Genomic DNA, 26,102 nt, shown 5'->3' on the forward strand with positions numbered 1-26,102 from the left:
GAGATGAAATTACTGTTTTTCGCGGCCAAGCCAAGCGATCTTTGAGCCTCCTGCCAATCAGCGTGGAGGCACCGGCGCGAACTGGAGCTTACGGAAAAGGGACGGTTGGTGGAAATCCGGCTCCCCGCCCCCCAGGTCCGCCACGCTCATATACCGGGGTTCCGGATGGCCGAGGATGAAAGTCACATTGCCAACGGATTGCGGCCCGAAGTCGATCCGGGCGCGGAGCAGGTCCAGCGGGATGGAAAGCGCGGCCACCCATCCCCCGTCGGGAGCCAGTTCGGAGAACGCGGCGACCTCCGGCATGACGATGTCAGCCTCTTCCTCCCGGATTCTCGGCCCCTTGAACTCGCAGCTCCACCAGGCGGCGTTGGGGGAGAGGTTGAACTCGAAGTAGCGGTCCCCAGCCGGCGTCGCCAGGAACAGCTCCGCCACATCGTGCTGCCAGAGACCGGGCATGAACTTTCCGGGGCGCGACTGGGAGTGGAGAGAGGCCGGCTTCCGGTGCGTGGCGATGAACCACAGCCGCCGTCCGTCCATGGCCAGGGAGAACCCCGCCGGATCCTCCAACGGAACTCCATGCCAATCCTTTGTCAGACCCAGCAGCGGGACATCGAGGGAGCCCCAAGCGAGAGGGGTTTTGCTTTCGAAAACGGTCACATTCCGTGTCTGTCCTGCCGCGCCCGCCGTGTCCAGACCGGGGGTCTTAAAAAAATCTCGCACATCTTGGAAAATCATGGTCATCCGGTCCCGTAAATGCTACTGCGTCCCCGACCCCCAGAAGCATCGATCATGGCCCGCAAAGGATCAGGTTTTTACAATACCATCGAGTACATCGGTCCCCGTCCGCAGAAGCCCAAACGGCCGAACATTTTCGGCGGCTGGGTCATTCTGGTGATCGCGGGCGGCATCGCCTTCTGGTTCGGCAAGCCTCTCGTCCAGTCCCTCCAGGCGGCGCAGAACGGGACCACCCAGGAAGACACGAACTCCGTCATCGCGCGCCTGAGTGAATCCTCCTCGCCGGGCGACCGTCTCGCCGAAGTGGCCATCTCGCATTCCCGGGAGTCCGTTTCCTTCGATGCTTCCTACTACAAGATCGATTTCCCCGGCGGTGACGTGCCGGCCAACAAGGGCAAGGCGGAGGACGTGATCGTCCGCTGCTACCGCCGCCTGGGAGTGGACCTGCAGGCGCTGGTCAACCAGGACATGACCGCCAACTTCCAGGACTATCCGCCGCTTTTCGCAGCGACCGCCCCGGACCCGAACATCGACCACCGCCGGGCCGCGAACCTCCACCGCTTCTTCAGCCGCCATGGCGAAAAGCTGGAGAACACCCGGAATCCGGCGGATTACCGTCCCGGTGACATCGTCGTCTGGTCCCTTGCCAACGGCAAGACCCACATTGGCATCGTCGTCCCGAACCCTACCGGCAAGGCGAATGATCCATGGGTTGTCCATAACAACGGCGCTGGCGTGAAGTGGGAGAGCGGCCTGTTCGACTCCACCATCACCGGTCATTTCCGCTACTCCCCGAAGAGCCGTGACACCGCGTCAGCCCTCCCGCAAAAGGACGCGGACGCTCCGGAAATCGAAAGCTTCTGATGGTTTTTCCTGGAAGACGGGTTTTTCCTGGAAGACGCGGGGAAATCCCCGGCGGACTTCGCTTGCGAACAGGCCGCAGCCGCGCATGGTAGTGGTCGATGACCGCCCGTTCCCTGCTCATGTTCCCGTTTCTCGCGGCGCTTTCCCATGCCGCTCCCGTGAAATCCGGCCACGCCACCGCGGAGTGGATCACTGCTGCGACCACCATCGAAGGTGGGAAACCCATCCAGACCGGCATCCGCATGGTGATCGAGGAGGGTTGGCACAGCTATTGGACCAACCCGGGGGAGTCCGGCATGAAGCTGAAAGTGGCCTGGGATCTCCCCGAGGGATGGACCGCGGGCGAGGTGGGGTATCCGGCCCCGAAAAAATTCCTCACCGGTGAGCTGCCGGGCTATGGATACGAGAGGGAGGTGATCTTCCCCGTGACGCTCACTCCGCCTGCGGGAGCCTCCGGCTCCGTCCAGCTCGGCGCGAAGGTGTCGTGGCTCACCTGCAATGACGCTTCCTGCATCCCGGGCAAGGCGGAACTGAAGCTTTCACCTGCCGCTGGATCCGCGGAACATGCCGCTGCCATCGACAAGGCGCGTGCCCTGGTCCCAAAACCACTGGAAGGCCTGAAGCTGGAAGTTTCCGAAACGGCGGACGCCGTCGGCCTCACCCTGGAGACGCCGGAGGGATTCGATGCCGCGGGCTGGGAGGTTTTTCCCGCGACCGAGATGGCCTTGGATCATTACAAAGCCGTCGAATTCCGGAAGGACGCCGCCAAATGGACTGCCAAAGCGGGGAAAAACACCTATGCCGACGGGCCGCTCAAGGAACTGGTTTTGGTCCTGGTGAAGAAGGGCGAATCTCCCCTGGAAGTGGCTTGGAAGGCAAAATGATCACTTTTATGGAATAAAAACCATTGGACAAACGTCCCAACCTCGCCTCGGTTACGGGGCATTTTAAACGCCAAACCTAAATCATAACCCCATGAAACTACTCGCATACGCCACCCTCGCCGGAGCCTTCGCGCTCGCCTCCGTGACCGCCAAAGAGGTCGGAAAAGCAGCGCCTGAGTTCTCCGTCCAGGACACCGCTGGCAAGGAAGTCTCCCTCGCTGACCATAAGGGAAAAACCATCGTCCTCGAGTGGGTGAACTTCGGCTGCCCGTTCGTGAAAAAGCACTACGGCAGCGGCAACATGCAGAAACTGCAGGAAACCTACACCGCCAAGGAAGTGGTCTGGCTGACCGTCAGCTCCGCCAACAAGGACAAGGCGGACGTTTTCGTTGAAGGCTCCAAGCTCGCCGAAGCCGCCAAGGACCAGGGCAGCAAGGCCACCGCGATCCTCGTTGATGGCGATGGCAAGCTCGGCAAGAGCTACGGCGCGGAAGTCACCCCGCACATGATGATCATCGACAAGGAAGGCAAGCTCGCCTACCGCGGTGAGATCGACTCCCTCCACACCACCGAGCAGTCCGATGTCGCCAAGGCCGACAAGACCTTCGCCAACGCGCTCGACAATGTGCTCGCCGGCAAGCCGGTCGAGAACGCCAACAACAAGCCATACGGCTGCGGTGTGAAATACTGATTTCCGGTTCCCGCTTTGTTCCGGATGCCCTTCCACCCTCCGGGTGGAGGGGTTTCTTCGTTTTGGATTCCCCCCATGCGGTTCCGCTTGGATTCCAGCGGAGAAGCCGTCAGTTTTCCGTCCATGAACGGCTGGCACCGGAGACACGCATGGAGAGCTTTGTTTCTGGCGGTTTGTTGCCTGCTGCCTTCCTGCGGCTTGATCAAGATGCCATTCCGGGTGGCCGGGGCCGTGGTGGAGGGAACCTACGTCGGCGGGAAGAAAGTCGCCAAGAACACCTCGGATGCCTTGGAAAAGCGGAAACTCCGCAAGCAGAAGGAAGAGGAGGAGGCCGCGAAGAAGGATGCGAGGGGCAAAACCCCGCAGCAGAAGACCGCGGAGCCGCAGGCAGCGCCGCCGTCCGCGGATTCCCTCCCGGTCGATCAATCGCCCGCCATCCCCGTGGATGACACCATCCCCATCCCGGTGGAGCCGCTTGCCCTGCCGCAGTAGCCGCAGCAGCGCAGTCTTCTTTCCGCCAGGATGATCAGGCGGGTGCCTTGTCCAGCTCGAAGGCGTCGTGGACGGCGCGGGCGGCGTCCTCGATGTGGATCTCATCCACCGTCACGGCGATCTTGATTTCCGAGGTGGAGATCATGCCGATGTTGATGTTCTTGTCGCCCAGCGCCTTGAACATGGTGGCCGCGACTCCGGAGTGGGAGCGCATGCCGATGCCGACGGCGGAAAGCTTGGCGATGCCGGCCTCGGTCTCGATCTTCGCGTCCGGGGAAAGCTCCGCCAGCACCGGCTTCAGCGCGGCCTGGGCCTTGCCGAGGTCGCTGGAATGCATGGTGAACGAGTGGCGGGCCGCTCCGTCGTGGGCGATGTTGGACACGATCATGTCCAGGTTGATCTCGGCTTCGGCGAGCGCGCCGAGGATCTTGCCGGACATGCCGGGGGCATCTGGGATGCCGGCGATGGTGACGCGGGCCTGAGAGCGTTCGATGGAGATACCACGGATGACGACGTCTTCCATATTTGCGTGTTCTTCTAGCACCAGGGTGCCGGGGTTATCGTTGAGAGAGGAGCGGACTTCGAAAATGACGCCGAATTTCTTCGCGAACTCGACGGAGCGGGACTGCATGACCTTGGAGCCGGAGGACGCCATTTCCAGCATCTCGTCATAGGAAATTTCCGGCAGCTTGCGGGCGTTTTTGACGATCCGCGGGTCGCAGGTATAGACGCCATCCACATCCGTGAGGATCTGGCAGACGTCCGCTTTCAGCGCGGCGGCCACGGCGATGGCGGTCAGGTCGGACCCACCACGGCCCAGCGTGTGGATCATGCCTTCCTTGGTCACGCCTTGGAAACCGGCGACGACGAGGGTCTTGCCCTCGTCGAGCAGGCCCTTCATCAGGGAGCCGTTGATGTCGGCGATGCGGCCACGGGTGTGGGAACCGGTGGTCTGGATGCCCGCCTGGCGGCCGGTGATGGAGGCCGCAGGCACGCCGAGATCGTGCAATGCCATGGTCACCAGGGCGATGGATTGCTGCTCCCCGGTGGAAACGAGGACGTCCAGTTCGCGCTCGGAAGGATTCTCCGAGAGTTCCTTCGCCATCTTGATGAGGCCGTCGGTCACGCCGGACATCGCGGAAACGACGGCAACCACCTGGTTGCCCTCGTCGCGGGTGCGTTTCAGGCGCGAGGCGACATTTCGGATGCGATCAAGGCTACCGACGGAGGTTCCGCCGTATTTCTGGACGATGAGGGCCATGGGCGGCGGGGAGTCAAAGCGGCGCGGCGGGGAGTTTCAAGCCAAGATTGGTGGAGCGATCAATGGGGTGGCTCCGGTCGGGCATCCGCAGCGGCCAGTTCCCAGATTCCCGGGTCGAATCCGACGTGCCTCAGTTGCCCGGCGGATCATAGCCCGGCGCGAAAACCATGCCACAAGGAGCAGGGCGGCGATCACGGGAAACGTCAGATTGCCCCACGGCATCCATCCCACCAGCAACAACGTGCCACCGCCGCCGAAGAACATCCCGGTGAGTGCGATGCGGGCGTGGCACCGGACCTGCCGGATGACTGCCGCGCGGTCACTGCCGGTCATTTCTTCAAGGAGCGTGGAAATGGCGACCATGGTGGGTTTCAATCGAGTTCCAGTTTCATGAGCGTGACCTCTTTGTCGCGGTGCCGCTCATGCCCCATGACCGACCACCCCTGCCTTTCATAAAACGAGGCACGGTCCGGGGTGAACAGATAGAGCGTCGAAAAGCCCCGCTCCCTGGCAATCTCCACGATCCCCGAGCAGACAAGTGTCCCCGTTCCCCGGCTCCGTTTGCCCTCGGGCACGAACACGCTCGCCAGCCACGGGCTCAGGTCGGGTCGGCTATCCAGATCAAATTCTACCAGACGGGCGACGCCCATTGGTTCGTCGTCCTCCACGGCGATCAGGGTCGTGGGTAGTCCCCGGGCATCAGGCTCCTGACGCAGCGCATGCTCCGCGGTTTCGGGCGAACGGCCCGGTAGATGGCGGCCCCATTCGTTGTAAAGCCACCCGGCGACAGCAGGGATCAGCCCGGGGATGGTGTGTGAGGGTATGAGCTGCACGATTCCGATGGAATTACCCTGTATTCCTGTGGTTCTCAAGGTTCGTTGTTCCGGCAGCCTGATGGAGCGGTGCCGGACGGTTGCCGCACTCCATAAGCTGGCGCAATCCCCGGACACCCCCATCCACGCGTCATGGCGCGCGATAACCGAATCCCGTGGAAATGGTAGCCAGCCGCCGGGCACGCGGTTAGAACGGCCTCCGGAAAATGTCTGCCAAAGCGACTTGGAAAGTGAGCGCCGCCGTGATGGCGAGCCGGGTGCTGGGTTTGGTCCGCGATATGGTCTTCGCGGCGCTGTTCGGCGGCGGCTGGATGGCGGATGCCTTCAACCTCGCCTACCGGATCCCGAACCTGCTGCGCGACTTGTTTGCGGAGGGCGCGCTTTCCCAGGCGTTCGTCACCACTTTTTCCAAGCGCCTGAAAAGCGAGGGTGACAGCTCCGCCTGGCAGCTCGCCAACAAGATGGTGACGCTGACCGCCATCTTCATGGCCGGGGTTGCCCTGCTGGGGATCCTGGCCGCGCCGTGGATCGTGGATCTGCTCACCGCCCTCTCGAAATCCGGGGCGACCGACCGGGTCTATGATCCCGCCCAGATCGCGCTGATGGTGACCATGGTGCGGATCATGTATCCGTTCATCCTGGTGCTCTCGCTGGCAGCGCTGGTGATGGGGATGCTGAACGCGAAGAACGTCTTCGGCATGCCGGCGCTGGCTTCGTGCTTTTTCAATCTCGGCTCCATTATCGGCGGGGTGTCCATCGGCTGGTGGATGGATCCGGAGTGGGGTCCCCGCAGCCTCATCGGGTTTTCCATCGGGGTGGTGATCGGCGGGCTGGCCCAGTTGGCCTGCCAGTTTCCCGCCCTTTGGAAGACGGGCTACCGCTTCGTGGCGGACTTCAACTGGCGGGATTCCGGAGTCGCCCAGGTCCTGAAGTTGATGGGGCCGGCGGTGATCGCCGCGTCCGTCACCCAGGTGAACGTGGTGGTGAACTCCATGTTCGCCTACGGTGTCGGCGAGGGCGCGGTGAGCTGGCTGAACTACGCCTTCCGCCTGATGCAGCTCCCCATCGGCGTGTTCGGGGTGGCGGTGGCCACGGTGACCCTGCCCGCGTTGTCACGGGCGGCCATCGGTGGGATCTCGGCGGATTTCCGCCCCACGCTGGCGAAGGGCCTGCGGCTGGTCGCTTTCCTGGTGCTGCCCTCCACCATCGGCCTGGCGCTGCTGGCGGGGCCGATCATCAGCGTGCTTTTCGAGCGCGGATCCTTCGATGCGAACGACCGCGTGCAGACGGCCGCCGCGCTGCAGGCATACGGTTGCGGCCTGCTGTTCTACGCGTGGCTGAAGGTGCTGCAACCCGCCTTCTACGCCATCGACAAGCGCTGGCTGCCCATGATGATGAGCTTCGCCGCGCTGGGCCTGAACCTCGGCTTCAACTACCTCTTCGTATTCGTGCTGAAGTGGGGGCACGAGTCGCTGGCGATGACCACCAGCATCGTCGCGGGCGTGAATTTCCTCTGCCTGTATCTGGCGATGGCGAAGTTCTCCGGGGACCTCGGGACGCCGGAGTTGCTGAAGACATTCGCCAAGCTCGCCGTCGCGGGTGCCATCATGGGCGGCGTGTGCTGGACTTCGAACCAATTTGTATTCGGCAGCGATCCCACCCACTTCCATCTCATCCTCCGCATCGTCGTGCTGGGGGCGACCATCGGAGTTGCCGCCGCGATCTACTTCGCCATCACCAAGGTACTGCGGGTGGGCGAGGCGAACGAGGCGCTGGGCATGGTCCTGCGGCGGTTCAGGCGGTGAAGTTATTTTCGAAGTCTTAGCTTTGGGTTATTTATCTTGAGCTTCCTAATGCCGATCTGCGAAACATCTGTATCTCTTAAATCGAGGGTCGCGAGTTTAGGTATCTTAAGCAAATGAGCAACCGCTTCGTCTGTGATCCTGGTTCCGCGCAAAGAAATGAATTGAAGTTCATGGGAATCAGAAAGTGCCAGGATGGCATTATCGGATATTGACGTATTATCGAGATACAGCTTCGATAGATTCTTAAGACTCGATAGAGAGTCGATCCCATCATCCGTAATTTGAGTATCGCCTATCGCTAGGGTAGCTATCTCGGAAAGTTTCGAGAGATCCCGCAAACCCTTGTCATCTATTTGATTTTTGCTGAGGAATAAGTTCGTGAGGTTAGGCATCTTAGAAAGATAAATAAGACCATTGTTGGTAATTTTTGTCCCGCGAACTTGAAGGCTCGAAATTGATGGTATTTCAGAAATACTTCTGAGTGAATCGTCTGAAATCGAAGTGTAGCTTAATCCCAGTGTCGTGAGATTCGTTAAATTCGAAAAATATGATATGCATGAATCGGTGACAAACGAATGCGAGAGATCCAAAGTTTTCAGGCTTTTAAGTTTCGAGAGGTGGGTCGCCCCTTGATCACTGATCGAAGTGTGGGAAAAATATAGGTTCTCCAGATCATGGTGTCTGGAAAGAATCTCTAAGCCATTGTCTGTAATTTGTGTACCAACTGCCGAAACAGAGGATAGATTTCGCAATTTAATTAGCTGCGATAATGTGGAGTCGGTGATAAGTGTTCCATCAAGATCAATGTAAGAGATTTTGGGTAAAAGATGTATGGATGAAAGGTCCTCGTCACTTGCTTCAGCGGGTAAGAAAAGCTCATCAATGGATTCAATGTCTTTCGAATCGATGTTTTCATTATCAGATTTTCCTAGGCTTTCCATTATTGCCTGCCGCAAAATTGGAGATAATGATTCGATGATCTTATTGGCGGAAACAATCGACGACGATCCGTGAGTTGGAGAGCTTTGGGCCACCTCGGCCGAGAAAGGGATCCTTAGTATGGAAAATACGAATAAATTCTCAAAATGAGAAATAGGTATCGTTTGCCCTCGTTCTTGGGAGGGGCGGCTTGAGATGAGAGCATCGTACCATAGGCGTTCCTCGGGAAGATCGGATTTCTCAATATAAGAGTTATCAATTTCTGTGTAGCTATCCAATCTTTCCTTTTGTTCGGTAGTGCGAGTGGGGGGTTTAAAATCGGGGTTGGAACAAAGAAATAGCGAGAGATTCTGAATCCATAAAAGAAATTTCTGAGTTCGAAATAGGTAGGATGTAGTTTCTCTTCCTAATTGATGCGCGCTTTCTAAGTGTCGTTGAAGTAGATAAGTTGAGACGCCTTGCGCGAATAGCAGAGAAGTAACCTCAAGTGGAAGTTTTAATGTTTGAATGATCGCTTCATTGTCTGCTATCCAAGTCCTTGACGAGTCGTGAAGTCTGATATTGTCTGCTGCCATGCGGCCCCGCAGAATCGCGCTGTTAAGGAGTCTTTTGATTTCTCGCGGATTGTGGCGTGCGAGATGAGTCAGCCCGGCGTGTAATCTTTCTCGGGCTGAGGTCGGATCTGGTGCCGATTCTTCTTCCCCAAACATTTCGTCCAAATATCCTCCTGTCTGGCGATTTACTCCACTTAGGGTAATATTGAGAAAGTCTTTTATCTGTGTCTCGCTCGGAGACACATCAACCTCAACTTGAAAAATTTTATTCAGGTAGTGCTCACTCTTGTGAGCGTCGGCGAGCCCGTGATCGCTGTATCGCTTTTTAACAATGGCGTCTACTACAGTCCGATCCAATCCACAGATAAAAATTAGCGGTTTTATGCTGAGGTAGAGTTTGATAGCTTCCAATACCTCTAGGGTCACCTCCGGTAAGCATCTATCCAGATCGTCGATAAAAAGAGCCATTCGATCACTGCGAGAAACTCCGTCATCGTCACGTTTTGGTAGAAAGCGGGTTACCCAGTCTTCCAAGGTTGCCTCAAACTGATTGAGATACGGCTTTTGGGGATGATTGGCCCTTTCCCATTCTTGGTGGATGTCTTGAAATACTTCGCCTGAAATCTCAAATTTTCCTGCTTGTTCCGGTCCGAACGAAAATTTTGTGTGTCCCAAGGCATGGAGAAAACTGCGGCCTAAGAAAGCACCGAATTTGCGTGCGGCCTCCTTCAAGCCGTTAACTAGATGTTCTTTATCTGTGGCATTAACTCGGAACATCGCAAGGATGACCTCGGATATAATTCCTCGCCATACATCTTCTCGTGTATGATATTTCCAAGGCTCAAACCAAATAGCGTGAACATTTGGATGCCCGCCAACTCGGTCGTTGTTCATTGTGTTCCATTCGGAAAGCTTCGCGGCCAGCCATTTCATCGCAGAAGTCTTGCCCGTGCCCCAATCGCCGTAGATTGCGATAGTTAATGGGCACTTTGTCTCTTTGTGGCGGAGAATATCGAAGATAGCAGACAATCTCGAAGATAGTTCAAGGTTGTCGTGAAGCGAAAGATCATCTGGAGAATCATCTACAGGATGATCCGAGAGAATCGTCATCCGAGGGGGTTCAACTTTAAACCGGGGAGGAAGGGTGCCTGAACTGGAACTCATGCGTTCAATTAACTATTAGGTAGTCGTATCAGAACGGCAGAAAAACGGGAGAGAAAATGAGCGAAGCCGTTATCTTTTCGGATCCCGAAAGACCCGAGGGTAGGCGACATCTCATCTAAGATTATCGAATGTCACAAGCTTGCGCGTTGGCGATAGTGGTCTAGCTTCCGTGAAGCCATGGGACGCCGCTCCGTTGTGATCAAAGCCATCCTCGCGCTCGCGCTGGTCTGGGGCGTGGTGTGGGGCGTGAGGTCCTGGGCGGGCGCGCGGAAGATCACGGCGGAGAAGGTGAATCGGGAGATCGTGGCCGCGGACTTCGAGGACTGGTCGGGCGGGAAGGGGCAGTCGGATGATCCGGGGGAGCGGGAGCGGGAGATCCGGAGAATCGCCGGGATGATCAACCGGCTGGACTTCCATGAACGGGAGAAGAACCGCCAGAACCGGACCGGTGAGGAGTTTTTCCGGAAGCTCAGCGCGGAGGAGCGGTCCCTGTTCGTGGATCTGACGGTGATGGAGTCGATGAACCGTTTCATGGAGGCGCTGGATGGACTGGAACCGGCGGAGCGGAAGCGCTTCGTGCAGCAGGCGCTCAAGGAGATCGACGAGGGGAAAACGGCGGAGGAAATGGCGCGGGCGGAGGCGCTTGGGGATGATCTCCTCGACCGCATCAGCGAGGAGGGGATGCAGGCGTATTTCAAAAAGGCGAGCGCGGATACAAAGCTGGATCTGGCACCGCTGATGGAGGCGATGAACGAGGTGATGCAGGGCATGCGCGGGAACGATTTCGGAGGGATCGGCGGAAAGAGATGAAAGCGCGCGGAATGACCCTGACGGAGATGATGTTCGTGGTCGCCATCATCGCCATTCTCGCGGGGATCGGCTATCCGCTCGGCGTGAGGATGCTGGGACGGGCGCGGGAGTCCGCCTGCCTGACGAACCTGGCGGGCATCGGCGGGGCGCTGGATGTTTATCTGCGGGATCATGGCGGACGGTTGCCGGAACTCAGGCCCGGGCGGGGATCAAAGAAGATCGACGCCCCGGTGCTGGACACCGTCCTGCTGGAGTACACACAGACCGACCGCGTGTTCTGCTGCCCGGCGGGGGTGAAGGAGTTCAACAAGACCGGCTGCAGCTATTTCTGGAACTCCGCCATGAACGGATCCACGGTGGCGGACGCGACGTTCTTCAACATGCGCAACAGCCCGGAGACGATCCCCCTCGTCACGGACAAGGAAGCGTGGCACCCGCACGACACGAACATCCTCTATGCGGATGGCAGTGCCTCGAACAAGATCCGCTTCAAGATCGGGAATTCGCAGGAGAAAGGGAAATAGCGGCCATGCTCGAAGTGAACGGACTCTGGAAAACCTTCGGCGGCAAAGCGGCGCTGGAGGATGTTTCGTTCAGCGTGGGCAGGGGTGAGATCTTCGGCCTGTTGGGCCACAACGGAGCGGGCAAGAGCACGTCGCTGGGCATCATCCTCGGGATGGTTGCGGCGGATCGCGGGGAGGTGACGATCGATGGCATCTCCGTGGCGAAGGACCGGGCGCGCGCATTGGGAAAAGTTGGCGCGATCTTCGAGGCACCGGCATTCTACGATTACCTGAGCGGCTGGGAGAACCTGCGGCTGCTGATGAGCTACACCTGCCCGTTCGACGCGGGGATGGCCCGGGACGTCGTGCAGCGTGTGGGCCTGGCGGACCGCATTCATTCCAAGGTGCGGACCTACAGCCACGGGATGAGGCAGCGGCTCGCGCTCGCGCAGTCCCTGCTGCCGGAACCGGAAGTGCTGCTGCTGGACGAGCCGACCGACGGGCTGGACCCGGAAGGCATCAAATGGTTCCGCGACTTCATCCTCGGCTTGCGCGACGAGCGCGGGACGACCGTCCTTTTCAACTCCCACCTGCTCGCGGAGGTCGAGCTGATGTGCGACCGCGTGGCCATCCTCCGCAAGGGCAGGCGCGTGTTCGAGGGCAGCGTCGATGGCCTGAACGAGGACACCCCGGTCTATGAGGCGGACCTCCAGCCTTGGGGAACCGCCGTCGGCCTCATCCATGGAGCGGGTGGTGAAGTCCTGGGTGAGGGACGGCTGTCCCTGCCGCACGAGGTGGACCCGGCGGACTTTGTCGGAACCCTCGTCGGTGCGGGTGTGCGGGTCCGTGCGTTCGCGCCGGTGAAGCGGTCGCTGGAGGACCTCTACATGGAAATCCTGAATGGAGGGGAAAGGTAGCCATGCTGTTCCTGCAACAACTCCGGGGGGAACTCAGGAAGCTGTTCGCCAGGCCGCGGACCTGGATGGGCTACGGCGCGTTCCTGGTCATGGAGGCGGTGATCCTGTTCGTCTACAAGCTGGACCGCAGCCAGCAGGTCATGCGGGGGATGGTCGAGCGCAACGGTCTGGAGTTCGGCACCTACTACAGCTCCCTGACCATCACCTTCACCATCATGCTCATCAGCATGGTGCTGCTCGGCGCGATCTACTTCGCCCTGGTGGCCGGGGACATCGTGGCGAAGGAAAATGAAGACGGGAACCTGCGGCTGGTTTTCGCCCGGCCCATCAGCCGCTTCCGGCTGTTGCTGGTGAAGTATTCGGCGGTCTGCCTCTACACCTTCACCTTCGTGTTCTTTGTCGGCATCTCCGGATACCTGATGGCGGTCGCCGCCGTCGGATGGGAAGGAGGACTGCTGGTCATCGAGCAGAAGATGAAAGTCTTCGCCGCGTATCCGGAGTGGATCGACGGGGCGAAGCGGCTCGCGTTGGCGGCAACCGGCATCGGCCTCAGCATGATCACGCTTTCCTCCATCGCCTTCATGTTCTCCTGCCTGAAGATCAAGCCGGCGGCGGCGTCCATCATCACGCTGACCATCCTGTTCGTGGACATGATCCTGCAGGAGTTCCCGTTCTTCAAACCCTACGAAAGCTGGTTCGTCACCTGGCGGATGAGCGCGTGGGTGTTCCTGATGGAGCACCACATTTCCTGGCCGAAGGTCATCGAGTCCTACGCCTTCCTCAGCGGGCTGAACATCACGCTGTTCATCTTGGGCTGGCTGTCGTTCCAGACCCGGGATTTCAAGACGTGAGGGCTATGGTCCCAGGAGCGGCTGGTGGCCGGTCCACAGAAAATCGATGATGCATTTGGCGGCAAGGCCGAGGATCAGGAGCATGGCAATGCCGGAGATGATGGCGTCCATCCGACCGCTCCGGATGCTGCGGTGAAACAAGACGCAGCCGACGATGAAGGCTGGCAGGATGCCGACGGTGGTGATGAGGGAGAAATGCCCGCACATGCATGAGGTCATACCACCCCAGGTCGCGGCACTGGCTGCCAGCAGCCAGATGAGGAGCATCGGAGATCGGCCGGTCTTTTCACCGGAACGAAAAACGGCGGGCTTCATCATTTGATGAAGCCCGCCGCGTCCGGGAAAATCAAGATCCGATCACCAGTTGACGTTCACGCCACGGGTGTCGATGTGGGTGAAGCTGCCGTAGCCGCCGACACCGCCCTTGAAGAGGCCGCGGTCGCGGAGGTTGCGGGTGGCGGCGGTGATGGAGGAAGCCTTGGCGGGGAACTTCACATCCACGGCGACGTTCGCCTGGTGCCAGGAGCCGACCTTCGCGCCTTCGCACTGGGCGTTATAGACCGGGCAGCGGTAGGCGGAGACGATCTCGTCCACCGGCATGTTGAGATAAACGGCGATGCGGTCCACCACGCGGAGGGTGTAGCCCATGCGGGTCCACCACTGCTTCGGGGGCAGGCGGTTCCAGACGGCGCCCTTCTGCTTGGCGTGGGCTGCGATGACCTGCTGGGGTTCCAGGCGCTGGAGCTTGAGCGAGGCGAGGTAGCGGGTGTATTCCGGAAGGAGGGATCCCTGGATGCCTGCCCATTCACCGGGGATGCCGTTGAAGGAGGCTGCCTCGATCGCGTTGCCGGTCCTGCGGGCCGGGACACTGGAGCCGGACCTTACTTCCACGACGGGAGGGGTGTCCTTTTTCTGAAAGAGAAACGCGCTTGCTTGGGTAGAAGTAGCTGCAAGGCCGATGCTGGCGAGGCTGATGGTTCCGAGCGCGCCGCGACGTGTGGTCAGCGGGGATGTTTCCTTCGCGGAAGAGTCGTTGAAAAGCATGTGGTGCGTGCTGAGTGAAATTTTGGAAGGTGGTTAGCGAATCCCGTGCCAAATGCCTCGTCGGAGAGGTCCAGGGGCGCAAAATTCCCGGCTACGAAAGCAGACAAGCGGAGGGTCGCAAGAAAAAACGACCTAACCGCCTCTAACAGTCGGAAAGATCGCTTTTTGCGGTATTCACAATGTAACCCTTACATTTCCAATGGTTCGGCTTTTCCGCGTCGGAGCAGGAATGCCACAGCCAGTCCTCCGGCACCGGTGAGGATGATCCCCAGATCGCCCACCATTCCGTAGAGGGATTTGCCCGGACGGATTGGCACGGAAACCCGCGCAAGAAGTGTGCCATTGGTGAAATGGCTGCCTTTCCTGTCAGTCAGTGTCGTCGCCCGGCCGGTGGTGTCCACGCTGGCGGTGACGCCCGTGTTGGCGGACCGGAGCATCGGGCGGCGGAGTTCGATGGCCCGGAACTTCGCGTTCGCGAAGTGCTGGGCGGCTGCCGGGCTTTCCTTGAACCACCCGTCGTTGGTGACATTCACGATGACCTGCGGCCCGTTTTTCAGAAAGCGCCGGGTCAAACGCGGAACGGTATCCTCGAAGCAAACGGTGGGGATGATGCCGATCCGCGTCCCGGCGGCGGTGGCGGCGGTGAGGGGCTCGAAGGATTTGCCGGAGGCGAACGAGCCGCCATATTCCACGCCCGCCTGTTGCTGGTAGATCTTTTTCAGGAACGGGATCGAATCCACGAACGGGATCGTCTCGCCGAAGATGACCAGGTGATGCTTGCGGAAGGTCTGGAGTTCGTCGGCAGGGGACATGGCCACCAGGGAGTTGTAGGTGTTGCCGTCGGGTTTCGGCAGGAGGGCGTCGCCATCATTCGTGGCCTCCAGTTCGATGGCTCCGAACATGAGGGTGAAATCCCCGCCCTCGCGGACATTCCGGAGCGTATCGAGGTTTTCCTGCCAGGTCCCCCACCCTCCGTCATCCGTGCGCAGGAACCGGCCGGTGAGCGCGCTTTCCGGCCAGATGACCCAGTCCGGGAAAGTCTCCGCCGCCTTCGCTTTCTCCAGCGCTTCCAGCGTGGCGTCCTCGTAGGCCATGTGGATCTCCGCCGGGTCCCACAGGTAGCGGGCGGCATCCTGCGGGATATTGTTCTGGACGAGCAGCGCGCGCAGCGGAGTGGTGGCCCGTGATTCTTCCTGGTGGATGCGCATCCAACCGTAGAGCGGAACCAGCGCGATGATCAGATACCCGGTCACCGGATTTTTCCACCCGATGCGGTCGCTGCCCTTGTTCCTCGCCTTCCATCCGCCCGCCATCTGATAGCGCTGGATGTCCACCGCGAACAGACCACAGACCCAGACGACGAGCAGGGAAATCCCGCACACCCCCAGGAGATCCGCCGTCTGGGCGATGAGGGGGACATCATGGAAAGCGATCCCCAGTCCGTTCCAGCCGAAGCCGGTGAAAAGCCAGCTCCTGAGCCATTCGAGAAACGCGAAAACGGCGGCATTGGCAAAGGTGATGCCGACATGGGATTTCTCCTGCAGCAAGATGCGGGGCCTTCCCAAGGTGGTGGCGAAAGCTCCGAACGCACCCCAGAACAGGCCGAGATAAAGCGGCAGCACCACCGCGCCCAGCGGGGAGACGACGGACAGCCAGCGGAGCTGGATCGCGAAGCCGACGATACCCGCCAGCCATCCCAGGCCGAACCCTTTCCACGCCGCCCTGCGTTCGTCCGTGGTCCAGAGGACCGTGAGGAGCATGATGAGGGAGGGTAGAATAAGGACACCGTTCCTGCTGCCGGACGCCTCCCAACCGACGATGCCGCCGGCGAGCAGGACGGGTCCCACCCTGTGGAGGAGAATGCGCGGGATACGGGACATGGACGGAGGAGGTGGGTGGGGATCGGGATGAAAGCAGGGATGATGCCTGCCTCGCGGCGTCATGGCATCATCCGTTCAATGCGGATCCTCAGGTTCCGCCTGCGCCGCCAGTGTTCCTACTTCTTCTTCCGCAGGAAAGGCGGAAGGTCGAGATCCTCCCCGTTCACGACGTTCGGGCTCACCCCTTCGAAGCGGCCACGCGGTGCGGTGTCAAAGGAGAGTTCCGGTTGGGCCGTCGGGGTCTTCACGCCCAGCTTCAGTTTCGGTGGTTCGGCGGCGGGCTTGGCTTCGGCGGCGGGCACGTCCTCGAGATCCGGTGGAAACTCATCATCCGCGCGGGGCGCAGGGGGCTTGGGCGTCCAGAGGTTTTTCCCCGCGCCTGAATCGGCATCGGGGGCGAGCCGCATGACATTCTCCGGCTTCGGGACGGAGGCGGCGGGCAGGTGGGTCGCGGGTTTTTCCTCGGGTTCCGGCGCGGAGGGCGGGGCCGCCGCTTCGACGGGTGAGTCGGCGAAGGCTTCCGCGAAGGGCGGCTCGTCATCCCATACGTCAACCGCCGCCACCGGCTCCGGTTCAGGTTGTGGCTCCGGTTCCGGCTCGGGCAGGGGTTTGGCTTCCGGCTGCTGCTTTGAAGTGAACATCGGCTCCAGCTCTGTTTCTGGTTCCGGCTCCGGTTTTGACTCCTCAACCGGCGGGAGGGTGTCCGCGAATGTCGTTTCGGGCTCAGGTTTGGCGGTGATTGCCGGAGTGGAGAAGGAAGCAAAACTGTCGGACGGATCCAGCACCGGATTCTCCGGGAGGGATGACGACAGGGAATCCCTCGGTGCCGCACGGAGGTGGTCTTCCGGCAGGGCGCTGATGAGCGTCACGGAAAGGGAATCCCGCATCGCCGGGTCGATCGCCGCGCCGAAGAGAACATGCGCCTTTTCCGGAACGAACTTCTGGAGCCGCTGCATCAGCAGCTCGATTTCATAAAGGGTGAGGTCTTCCCCGCCGGAAAGGTGGACGAGCACGGTCTGGGCGTCCTTGAGCAGCGCGCCCTGGTCGAGCAGCGGGCTGGCCAGCGCGTTGCGCAGCGCCTTGGCGGCGCGGTCCTTGCCTTCCGCCAGGCCGGAGCCGAACAGGCAGCGGGAACGGTTCGTCCGCAGGGCGCTCATCAGATCGTCCAGCCCCACGTTGATCAGGCCCGGCCGGATCACCAGGCGGATGACCGCCTTGATGGATTCGCAGATCATCAGGTCCGCGGCGGCGAAGGCTTCGTGGATGCCCTGTTTCGCCAGCACCAGTTCGCCCATCCGGTTGTTGTCAAAGGTGACCAGCGCGTTCGAGAGGACCGCCAGCTCGTTGAGCGACGTTTCCGCCTGCTCCCGGCGGCGCTTGCCCTCGAAGAAGAACGGCATGGTGGCGAACACCACCACGAACGCGCCTTCCTCCCGGGCGATGCGGGTGACGATGGGAGCCGCGCCGGAGCCGGTGCCACCGCCGAGGCCGACACAGAGGAAAACGATGCGGCGGCCGCGCAGCGAGTCGCGGATCTCACTTTCCGCCTCAAGCATCGCCTGCTGGCCGAGTTCCGGATCACCGCCGGTGCCCAGGCCCTTCGTCAGGTTGCGGCCGAGCTGGATCTTTTCGCCGGCCACCGCGGCGGACAGCGTCCGGATGTCCGTGTTCAGCGCCAGGAGTTCGGCGCCCTCCATGCCATCGAGGGCGACGCGTTCGAGGATATTCGTCCCCCCACCACCGAGGCCGATGATTTTCACGCTCGAGGTGGGGATGGTTTGCTGGGGATCGCGGGTGTAGGAAATCATTTTGGGAAACTTTGGAACATTGAACATCGAACGTCCAACATCGAACGTCGAAGTGAAGAGAGCTATTTGCGGCGTTTTTCGGCGGTGTTGATGCTGGTGACGAAGATGCGGATCAATTGGTCGGTTTCATCGAGCAAGGGAGCCAGTTTCTGATCAGGGAGGATCTCGGACCGGATGATCAGTTTGAGCCAGCGTTGTGACTCGCGGAACTCCTTGAGGGCGAGGCGTAATTTGTGGATGAAATCAGCAGGGGATTCGGCGCCTTGGGCTTCACCGTGATGGGAAAGCGGAGCAGTCCCCGAGCGGAGAAGTTGGTTGCCTATGTGCCGGGCGGCAAAGTCCGGTCCCAGCGAGCGGGTGAGAGTGATGATCCGGGCACCGTAGTCCAAAAGACGATCCTCCAGATCGTAGGATGCTTTCGGGTCATCTTCCATTCGATGTTCGATGTTGGACGTTCAATGTTCGATGTTCCGGCTATCGTCCCATCCAGAAAAGACGCGCGATCCGTCCGAGGCAGCCAGGCGGTTTGGCGCGTTCGGTTTCCAGGATCTGGGCGTAACGGATGAGGCCGATGGCGGTGGCGAAGCGGGGGTCCTTGAAGTTGTTCTGCGAACCGCTGAAGTCGGAGGATTCCGGGCGGTAGATGTCGCGTCCGAAAACCTCGAACGCCAGCTCGCTGAAGCCGCGCATCTGGCTGGTGCCGCCGGTGAGGAAGATGCCCGCGCCGATGTTTTCGACCGCGCCTTCCGGCAGCCGTTGCTTCACCAGCTTGAGCGTTTCCTCCAGCCGCTGGCGGATGACCTCGTTGAGGATGCTGCGCTTCACCTCCACGTCCGCGAAGCCGCGTTCGTCGGTCAGCTTGGCGGTGCCGACGGCCTTCGCCGGATCCGCGGACGCGTCGCCTTCGGTGACCTTCAGGGCCTCCGCCTTTGAAAATGGCAGGCCGGTGACGAGGTGGATGTCATTCGTCACATGGTCGCCGCCCACGGGGATGCAGCCGGAAGCCGCGATCGAGCCGCCGAGGTAGAGGGCGTAGTCGGTGGTGCCGCCTCCGATGTCGATCACCAGCGCGCCGCGCTCGCGTTGCTCCGGGTCGAGCGCCATTTGCGCGGTGGCGATGGGGGCGAAAACGACGTCGTCCACTTCCAGCGGCATCTCACGGACCAGCTTGATACTGTTCTGGATGCGGTTGCCGATGCCGTGGACGATGTGGAAGTCGGCTTCCACGGTCTTGCCGAAGAGGCCGACGGGGGAGGTGTTGTGCTCCAGTCCATCCAGCCAGTAGTTGCGGATGATGTTGTGGATATAGACGTGGTCGGCCGGGATGTGGACATCCTTCGCGATGTCCCGGGCCTCCTGGACGTGTTCCGGAGCCACGGTCGGATCTCCCTCCGGGAGACGGAAGGTGCCGCGGTTGTTCACCCCCTGGATGTGGGAGCCGGTCACCGCCAGATACACGCTGCCGATCTCCACGTCGCTGGCATCCTCCGCCTTCACCAGCGCGTCCTTCAGGCAGGCGCGGGCCTGCGGGAAATCATTGATCTCCCCCTTGCGGACGCCCGCCGTGTTGGTGACTCCGATGCCCAGGATCTTGATCGCGGTGTCCGGCTTCACCTCGCCGACGACCATGCAGGTCTTGCTGGTTCCGATTTCGAGTCCGACGTGAATTTTCGAGCGGCGTGCCATGTTCGGGTGCGCGGATCAGCGGCTGTTGAGGAGGGTGTTCAGATCACGGGAACGCCGGTCGCGGCGCACGTCGTCCGCCGTCGGCTCAGGCACGATGAGCGCCTTCGGAGGAGGGGCGGAGCCGCGGAGCGTGACCGGGACGTTGATCTTCGGGATGAGATTGATGGTGGCGATGGAATAGTTGCCGCGGCTGGCGTGGTCGATGGCGGCGCGGAAATTGGAGATCTGGCGTTCGTGGTCGCCCAGGCCGAAGGTGGCGGCGAGGCCATCCCGCGTCACCAGCTCCAGCGACCAACTGTTCGCCTGCCGCAGGGATTCGATCCGGGCGATGGAGCCGGGGTCGGCTTTCGTGGCGGCATCCAGCAGGCGCATGCAGCGCGCGAGTTCAGGATGATCCACGGTCTTTCCGGAGGTGATCCCATGCTCACCCCCTCCGGGAAGCAGGATGACGGGAAGTTTCTCCGCGGTTTCGAACTGGACCGTGGTGCAGGGGAAGGCGTGGCCGTCGTGGTCGATGAGCAGGCCGCCCGGTTTGCGTTCGAACGGTTCGTTTCCGACCGCCGCCCATGCGCACGGAACACGGGAAAGCACGCGCACATGCAGGGTCCCGGGCAGGCGGCGCTCCACCTGTACGGCGGAAAGCGCGGGCACGCCACGCAAGCGTTCGGCCACTTGGTCGATGTCCAGGGTGAAGAGATTCACCTGGGGGTCGATGTCCGCGATCTGATAGACGCCGAACTCGTCGATGGCGCTGTTTTCATTGAGATCCACGGTCTGCAGGCGGAAGTCCGGGTTCTCATGGAACGCATGGCGGATGCCCTTCCATGCCCCCCAACCAGCGGCTCCGACCATACCGGCGATGAGCGCGTATTTCATGCACCTGCCGAAGATCCGGAGAAAGCCGAACCACGCGATGCGCGGCGACATCACGCGGACCTGGAGGACGCTTGATTGCGGGCGCTTGCTGGGTCTGGAGGTCTTCTTCATGGCGGTGGGGCGGGCGGTGGGGCCCGTGGTTCTAGCGTTCCACTTTCAGTGACAGTTCGGCGATGGTCTGGCAGAGGGCGGGGAAAGGGATGCCGGCGGCGGCAGCGGCCTTCGGCAGCAGGCTGGTCTCGGTCATGCCGGGGATGGTGTTCGCTTCGAGGACGAACGGACGGTTGTCTTTGTCGAGCAGGACGTCCACCCGGGCATAGACCTCGATGCCCAGCGCGTTGTAGGCGGCCAGTGCGGCTTCCTGCACCGCGCGGGTCGTATCCTCATCCAGCTCCGCGGGGCAGATATACTGGCTGCCTTTTCCGCCGGAAAGCCATGGATACTTGCTGGAGAAGTCATAGTCGCCGTCCGGCGGGATGATGTGGACGACCGGCAGCGGGGTGCCGTCAAGGATGCCCACGGTCAGTTCTTTGCCCTCGATGAATTCCTCGAGGAGCACCTCATCGTATTTCTCCGCGGCTTTCAGCAGCGCGGTTGGGACCTGGTCCTGTTCCTTCACGATCTGGATGCCCACGCTGGAGCCTTCCAGCGGCGGCTTGACCACCAGCGGCGCCTTGATGGTTGGGTTCGGCAGCAGGCCGGGGGAGAGGGAAAGGGTTTCCGAGCGGGCGGTGGGGACACCCGCCGCCACGAAGCGTTCCTTGGCGAGGGTCTTGTTGATGGCGAGCTTGCTGCTGGCGGAACCCGCACCGGTGTACGGGATGCCCCGTGCTTCCAGGAAATCCTGGAGCTGGCCGTCCTCGCCGAAGGTACCGTGGATGGCGTTGAAGGCCAGATCGGTTCCCTCGGGCAGATCAATCGTGGTGCCGGTCACATCGACTGCGACGGCGTCGTATCCCGCGTCGGTGAGAGCCTTGAGGATGGCCTTGCCGGTGGCGAGCGAAACGTCGCGTTCAGCGCCGGGACCGCCCATCAGGACGGCGATTTTCTTTCCTTGGAGCATGGCTTTCAGAAATCGGGTTCGTCTTCGCCGAGGATCTTGACCTCCGTTTCGAGATCGACGTAACGCTCGGCTTTGGCTTTGGCCTGGATGGATTCGATGAGGGTGAGGATCTCGGTGGCGGATGCGCCGCCGGTGTTGACGATGAAGTTTCCGTGCGACTCGGAAACGGCTGCCTTGCCGACGGAGGTGCCCTTCAGGCCCATGGAATCGACGAGGCGGCCCGCCGCGATGACTTCCGGATTCTTGAAGACACATCCAGCGGATGCGGCGATGGGCTGTGAACTACGGCGCTTTTCGCGGGATTCTTCCCACCGGGCCTTGATGTTTTCCGGTTTGTCCGGCTTGCCCTTGAAAACAGCTTGGAGCGCGAAGTTGCGGCGGAGTTCCGCCACGTTCCGGTAGCTGGCGACGATCTCGTCCCGCTCCCGGGTGCGGATCACGCCGTCCTCATCCAGGAAGGTGACGCGCACCACCTGGTCGAAGGTCTCGGAACCCATGGCACCCGCGTTCATCCTCAGTGCGCCGCCGACGTTTCCGGGGATGCCCTCCATCCATTCGAAGCCGCCGATGCCGTGGCCGCCGGCCGCGCTGGCCAGCTTCTTGAGCCGGACACCGGTTCCGGCCGTGACGTGGCCCTTGCCGTCCACGGTCACTTCGGAAAACACACCGCCAGTCGGGTGGATGACGGCACCGCGGATGCCGCCGTCCCGCACCAGCAGGTTCGAGCCACGGCCGACCACCCGCACGGGGATGCCGCGCTCCCGGCAATAGCTGACCAGGAAAGCGAAGGCGTAGAAGCTGTGCGGCTCCATCCAGTACTGCGCCGGTCCCCCGACGAGCATGGTGGTGTGCTTCTTCATCGGCTCGTAAAGACGGCCCTCGATCTCGCCTTCCGGCATCAGCGCGCGCATCTCCTCCAGCACCTTGAGGTCCGCGGAGATCTTCGTCCCGATTTCATGGACGTTGCCGGCGCCCAGCGTGATGAGCAGATCTCCCGGCTCCAGCGCGTTGCCCACGGCGTGGTGGGCGGTTGCCAGGTCCGGCACGTAGGTCACGCGGATGTCGCCGTGTTTCTCGACGGCGTCCACAAGGGTCTGCCCGGAAATGCCCTCGATGGGCTTCTCCGAAGCGGCATAGACGTCCGTGATGAAAATGCGGTCGGCGGCCTGCAGGACCTTGCCGAAGTCATCCGCCAGTGCCTGGGTGCGCGTGTAGCGGTGGGGCTGGAACAGGACGACCACCCGGCCCGGCTTCAGCGAGCGGGCGGTCTGCAGCGTGGCCGCCAGCTCGGACGGATGGTGGCCGTAGTCATCGACGATGCGGTAGTCCTTCGAGAGATACTTCGTTTCGAAGCGCCGCTTGGCTCCGGCGAAGGTGGCGAGCGCACGAGCGACCTTCGCGAACTCCGCGCCGCAACTGTCCGCCAGCGCGATCGCACCGAGGGCGTTGAGGATATTATGGTTCCCGGGAATGCCGAGCTCCACATCGCCCATAGGCTCGCCGTTTTTCATCACGCAGAAGGCGGAGGAACCCTTCAGGTCACGGATGTCGGAGGCGGTGTAGTCGGCGTCTTCCCAGCCGTAGGAAATGGCATTCGGGCGCTCCGAGCAGATCTCGTGCGCCACAGGGTCTTCCGCGCAATAGACGATCTTGCCGGTGGTCTGGTCCGCCAGCTTGGTGAAGACCTCCTTGATGTGATCCAGGTCGCGGTAGAAATCGAGGTGCTCCGCCTCGATGTTGAGGATGATCGAGTGCTCCGGATGATAAAGGGCGAGCGTGCCGTCGCTTTCATCCCCTTCCGCCACCATGTGGGTGCCGTCTTCGGACCATTTCGCGTTCGCTCCCAGGATCGGGATTTCCGCACCGACGTAGTGGCTCGGCTTTTGTCCCGCCTCACGCAGCACGTGGGCGGTCATGGAAGAGGTCGTGGTTTTTCCGTGGGTGCCGGAAATGACGATGCCCTTTTTCGTGTGGAGGATGGCGGCCAGGCACTCCGCGCGGCGCAGCAGGGGGATGCCCGCATCGTTCGCGGCGGCGTAGGCAGGGTTTTCCGGCCGGATGGCTGAGGAATAAACGACCAGATCCGCGTCCTTCACGGCCTCACCGGTCTGCGGCGACCAGAATTCCAGGCCGATCTTCTGCATCCGCTCGGTTTCCCGGGTGGTCACCCGGTCGCAGCCGCTCACCCGGTGGCCCATGCCCAGCAGCAGCAGCGCAAGGCCGCTCATGCCCGAACCGGCGACGCCGATGAGGTGGATGTGCAGCGGGTTGCTGCGGTCGGTGAGGCGCTGGCTGAGATCGGTCATGATGGGGAGACGGTGGCTTCGATGGCGCGGCAGACACGATCCGCGGCGTCCGGGATCGCGAGTGCGCGGGCGGCTTGTGCCATGCGCTCACGGGTTTGCAAGTCTGTCAAAATTCCGGTGGCCATTCCGGCCAGGGTGGCGGCGTCCAGATCCTTCTGCTGGATGAGGTGCGCGGCTCCTGCCTTGGCGAAAACTTCCGCGTTTTTTGTCTGGTGGTCGTCCGCGGCGAAGGGGAACGGCACCAGGATGGACGGAATCCCTGCAATGGCGATCTCCGTCAGGCTGGAGGCACCGGAGCGGGAGATGACCAGATCCGCCACGGCATACGCGGACGGCATCTGGTCGCAGAATCCCAGGATCTTGTGGTTCTCGCGTCCGCCGGCGATCTGGCTGACCGCTTCGAAGTCCAGGTTTCCGGCGATGTGGAGGATCTGGAAATCCGGCGGCAGCAGTTTGCCTGCTTCCGCGCACAGCCGGTTGAGTCCCTGCGCTCCCTGGCTGCCGCCCGTCACCACGATGGTCGGCCTGGAGGGATCCAGGCCGAAACGGGCGGCGGCTTCTTCACGGCTGGGCAGGGCCAGGATTTCCGGCCGGACCGGCGTACCCGTCAGTTCCGGATGATGTTTCGGGAAAAAGGCCTTGGCCGGCTCCAGTCCCAGGAAAACCTGGGTGCAGAAGCGGCTGGTCAGCACGTTCGCCCGGCCCGGCCGCGCGTTGGAGTCATGGATGAAGGTTTTCAGTCCCAGCTTGTGACCGGCGTACACGGGTGGCAGGGAAGTGAAGCCTCCCATACCCAGCACCGCGTCCGGCTGGTAGCTGCGGATCAGTTTTTTTGAGTGGCCGATGGCCTTCCAGAGCTTCAGCAGGAAAGGAATCATTTTCGGTGAGGTGGTCGCCGGCTTGGCAACCGCCTGCACCCGCTCGAACCGCAGGTGGCTGTATTTCGCGGACGCCTGGGAATCGATCTTCTTCTCCGAGATCAGCAGCATCGCGTCATGTCCGTTCGCCTTGAGAGCCTCTGCCACGGCGATCCCCGGGAACAGGTGGCCACCCGTGCCACCACAGGCGATGAGTATTTTGAGAGGCTTGGACACGTGGAGAAATTCGGTGGGGGCGATGATCGGAAAGCGCACATCGCCGGGGAAGAGGGGGATTTCCCCTGCGCTGGCGGAGATGTAAAACAAATCCTAATTATCAAGCAAACCCCAAAAGGGGGAATCCGGAGCTTTTTGGAAGGGCATTCCCGGTTTTTTCAGGATGTGGCAATGGGAAGGAACTTGCAAAATGCCCCTCATATGCTATGGGCTGCGCCGCCCGAATGGAAGTGGTTTCAGACATTGCGTTGCCGGTGGATCCCTCTCCCCGGATTGTTGAGGCTCCGGCCGTGCCGGACAGGAAGCGCCAGCATGCCCTGAGCATCCCGGTTTCCCATTCAAAGGCTCCGGGGCGTTTCTATGATGCGTGCCGGGTGTTCTGGCTGGGTATTTTCAAATGCACCATGCGGATCCATACCTGCGGCCTGGAAAAGATGGCGGGCCTGGAGGATGGGGTGTTGCTGGCGGTCAGCCATGTGAGCCACCTCGATCCCATCGTGGTCAGCGCGATGGTGGCGCGGCGGATCAGTTGGGTCTCGCGGATCGAGTTTTTCCAGAACTGGATTTCCAGAAAAGTGCTCTACCACGGCGGAGCGTTCCGGGTGGATCGCCGTGGCGCGGCGTTGCCCACCATCCGCGAGGGGTTGAAGCGCCTCGGGCGGGGTGAAGTGGTCGGCATTTTCCCCGAAGGGGAGGTCATGCAGGGCGAACGCTCCGTCCTGCGGGGAGCCTCGGTGAAGCGCGGCGTCTGTACGCTGGCGGCCCGTTCCGGTTGTCCCGTGGTGCCGGTGGTGGTGGTGGGGACGGACAGATTGAGGCATGTCGGTCCATGGCTTCCCGCAAAACGGGGCACGCTGTGGATGTTGGTTGGCGAGCCGTTGCAGGCTGGACCGGAAGATCATACCAAGGAAGGCCGCCGCAGGTTCGCGGCCCGTCTGGAAGCGGAATATGTGAAGCTCTACGCCGAAATCAGGCGGACCTTCAGCTTGCCGGAAACCATCGTTCCCTGAAAAAAGGAACGGCTCCAACATCCGCGCGG

Annotated in this window: 25 protein-coding genes; 10 read left to right on the plus strand and 15 right to left on the minus strand. The window is 61.3% G+C overall.

The window, feature by feature from the left end:
- Positions 1-57: 57 nt before the first annotated feature.
- On the minus strand, positions 58-723 hold the full coding sequence (locus tag KF712_08815) for a hypothetical protein (GenBank protein ID MBX3741077.1): 666 nt from the start codon (positions 721-723) through the stop codon (positions 58-60).
- Positions 724-792: 69 nt separating this feature from the next.
- Between KF712_08815 and KF712_08820 the strand changes: the two genes are divergently transcribed.
- The 4 genes from KF712_08820 (at position 793) to KF712_08835 (ending at position 3,669) form a co-directional block, all read left to right on the plus strand.
- A complete protein-coding gene (locus tag KF712_08820) occupies positions 793-1,602 on the plus strand; it encodes a DUF1287 domain-containing protein (GenBank protein ID MBX3741078.1) in 810 nt (269 codons plus the stop codon).
- Positions 1,603-1,721: 119 nt separating this feature from the next.
- Positions 1,722-2,486 (plus strand): hypothetical protein, encoded by a 765-nt coding sequence (locus KF712_08825; protein ID MBX3741079.1) that lies wholly within the window; start codon positions 1,722-1,724, stop codon positions 2,484-2,486.
- Between the two features lie 91 nt (positions 2,487-2,577).
- Positions 2,578-3,177, plus strand: a complete 600-nt coding sequence (locus KF712_08830; GenBank protein ID MBX3741080.1) for a redoxin domain-containing protein — start codon at positions 2,578-2,580, stop codon at positions 3,175-3,177.
- A 198-nt stretch (positions 3,178-3,375) separates the two neighbouring features.
- Positions 3,376-3,669 carry a hypothetical protein gene (locus KF712_08835; GenBank protein ID MBX3741081.1) on the plus strand — a complete coding sequence of 98 codons (294 nt, stop codon included), beginning with the start codon at positions 3,376-3,378 and terminating at the stop codon, positions 3,667-3,669.
- 34 nt (positions 3,670-3,703) lie between these two features.
- On the opposite strand, the gene KF712_08840 is transcribed toward KF712_08835, so the two are convergent.
- The 3 genes from KF712_08840 to KF712_08850 are packed head-to-tail and all read right to left on the minus strand — an operon-like array spanning position 3,704 to position 5,763.
- On the minus strand, positions 3,704-4,930 hold the full coding sequence (locus KF712_08840) for an aspartate kinase (protein ID MBX3741082.1): 1,227 nt from the start codon (positions 4,928-4,930) through the stop codon (positions 3,704-3,706).
- A gap of 36 nt (positions 4,931-4,966) precedes the next feature.
- Complete coding sequence (locus KF712_08845; GenBank protein ID MBX3741083.1) at positions 4,967-5,293, minus strand: hypothetical protein; 327 nt, start codon at positions 5,291-5,293, stop codon at positions 4,967-4,969.
- An 8-nt stretch (positions 5,294-5,301) separates the two neighbouring features.
- Complete coding sequence (locus tag KF712_08850; protein ID MBX3741084.1) at positions 5,302-5,763, minus strand: GNAT family N-acetyltransferase; 462 nt, start codon at positions 5,761-5,763, stop codon at positions 5,302-5,304.
- 206 nt (positions 5,764-5,969) lie between these two features.
- Here KF712_08850 and murJ point away from each other — a divergent pair, with 206 nt between their 5' ends.
- Positions 5,970-7,568 (plus strand): murein biosynthesis integral membrane protein MurJ, encoded by a 1,599-nt coding sequence (gene murJ, locus KF712_08855; protein MBX3741085.1) that lies wholly within the window; start codon positions 5,970-5,972, stop codon positions 7,566-7,568.
- Between the two features lie 2 nt (positions 7,569-7,570).
- Here murJ and KF712_08860 read toward each other — a convergent pair whose 3' ends face one another.
- Positions 7,571-10,225, minus strand: coding sequence for a hypothetical protein (locus KF712_08860; GenBank protein MBX3741086.1), 2,655 nt, complete (start codon positions 10,223-10,225; stop codon positions 7,571-7,573).
- Between the two features lie 177 nt (positions 10,226-10,402).
- On the opposite strand from KF712_08860, the gene KF712_08865 reads away from it, so the two are divergent.
- Genes KF712_08865 through KF712_08880 form a run of 4 tightly spaced genes read left to right on the plus strand, consistent with a single transcriptional unit; the run spans position 10,403 to position 13,306 of the window.
- Positions 10,403-11,035 (plus strand): hypothetical protein, encoded by a 633-nt coding sequence (locus tag KF712_08865; protein ID MBX3741087.1) that lies wholly within the window; start codon positions 10,403-10,405, stop codon positions 11,033-11,035.
- Entirely contained in the window at positions 11,032-11,559 is a 528-nt protein-coding gene (locus KF712_08870) for a type II secretion system protein (protein MBX3741088.1), read from the plus strand. Before KF712_08865 ends, KF712_08870 begins: the two co-directional genes overlap by 4 nt.
- Before the next feature lie 5 nt (positions 11,560-11,564).
- Entirely contained in the window at positions 11,565-12,455 is an 891-nt protein-coding gene (locus KF712_08875; GenBank protein MBX3741089.1) for an ABC transporter ATP-binding protein, read from the plus strand.
- A gap of 2 nt (positions 12,456-12,457) precedes the next feature.
- Positions 12,458-13,306 (plus strand): ABC transporter permease, encoded by an 849-nt coding sequence (locus KF712_08880; GenBank protein ID MBX3741090.1) that lies wholly within the window; start codon positions 12,458-12,460, stop codon positions 13,304-13,306.
- 3 nt (positions 13,307-13,309) lie between these two features.
- Here the strand turns inward: KF712_08880 and KF712_08885 are convergent, their stop codons facing one another.
- The 10 genes from KF712_08885 to murG form a co-directional block, all read right to left on the minus strand.
- The gene (locus KF712_08885) at positions 13,310-13,573 is read right to left on the minus strand and encodes a hypothetical protein (protein ID MBX3741091.1); all 264 of its coding nucleotides are present in this window, start codon (positions 13,571-13,573) and stop codon (positions 13,310-13,312) included.
- Positions 13,574-13,663: 90 nt separating this feature from the next.
- Positions 13,664-14,350, minus strand: coding sequence for a hypothetical protein (locus KF712_08890; GenBank protein MBX3741092.1), 687 nt, complete (start codon positions 14,348-14,350; stop codon positions 13,664-13,666).
- 188 nt (positions 14,351-14,538) lie between these two features.
- Positions 14,539-16,230, minus strand: a complete 1,692-nt coding sequence (gene lnt, locus KF712_08895) for an apolipoprotein N-acyltransferase (protein MBX3741093.1) — start codon at positions 16,228-16,230, stop codon at positions 14,539-14,541.
- A 116-nt stretch (positions 16,231-16,346) separates the two neighbouring features.
- Positions 16,347-18,038 (minus strand): cell division FtsZ family protein, encoded by a 1,692-nt coding sequence (locus tag KF712_08900; GenBank protein ID MBX3741094.1) that lies wholly within the window; start codon positions 18,036-18,038, stop codon positions 16,347-16,349.
- A gap of 62 nt (positions 18,039-18,100) precedes the next feature.
- Positions 18,101-18,472 (minus strand): four helix bundle protein, encoded by a 372-nt coding sequence (locus KF712_08905; protein ID MBX3741095.1) that lies wholly within the window; start codon positions 18,470-18,472, stop codon positions 18,101-18,103.
- 40 nt (positions 18,473-18,512) lie between these two features.
- Entirely contained in the window at positions 18,513-19,724 is a 1,212-nt protein-coding gene (gene ftsA, locus KF712_08910) for a cell division protein FtsA (protein ID MBX3741096.1), read from the minus strand.
- A 15-nt stretch (positions 19,725-19,739) separates the two neighbouring features.
- The gene (locus KF712_08915; protein MBX3741097.1) at positions 19,740-20,711 is read right to left on the minus strand and encodes an FtsQ-type POTRA domain-containing protein; all 972 of its coding nucleotides are present in this window, start codon (positions 20,709-20,711) and stop codon (positions 19,740-19,742) included.
- 31 nt (positions 20,712-20,742) lie between these two features.
- Positions 20,743-21,663 carry a D-alanine--D-alanine ligase gene (locus KF712_08920; GenBank protein ID MBX3741098.1) on the minus strand — a complete coding sequence of 307 codons (921 nt, stop codon included), beginning with the start codon at positions 21,661-21,663 and terminating at the stop codon, positions 20,743-20,745.
- A gap of 5 nt (positions 21,664-21,668) precedes the next feature.
- A complete protein-coding gene (murC, locus tag KF712_08925) occupies positions 21,669-23,969 on the minus strand; it encodes a UDP-N-acetylmuramate--L-alanine ligase (GenBank protein MBX3741099.1) in 2,301 nt (766 codons plus the stop codon).
- Positions 23,966-25,063 carry an undecaprenyldiphospho-muramoylpentapeptide beta-N-acetylglucosaminyltransferase gene (gene murG / locus KF712_08930; protein MBX3741100.1) on the minus strand — a complete coding sequence of 366 codons (1,098 nt, stop codon included), beginning with the start codon at positions 25,061-25,063 and terminating at the stop codon, positions 23,966-23,968. The genes murC and murG overlap by 4 nt, the downstream gene beginning before the upstream one ends.
- A gap of 290 nt (positions 25,064-25,353) precedes the next feature.
- On the opposite strand from murG, the gene KF712_08935 reads away from it, so the two are divergent.
- Positions 25,354-26,073 carry a 1-acyl-sn-glycerol-3-phosphate acyltransferase gene (locus KF712_08935; protein MBX3741101.1) on the plus strand — a complete coding sequence of 240 codons (720 nt, stop codon included), beginning with the start codon at positions 25,354-25,356 and terminating at the stop codon, positions 26,071-26,073.
- The last annotated feature ends 29 nt before the right edge of the window (positions 26,074-26,102 follow it).

This window comes from Akkermansiaceae bacterium (genome assembly GCA_019634595.1).
Lineage (GTDB): Bacteria > Verrucomicrobiota > Verrucomicrobiia > Verrucomicrobiales > Akkermansiaceae > Luteolibacter.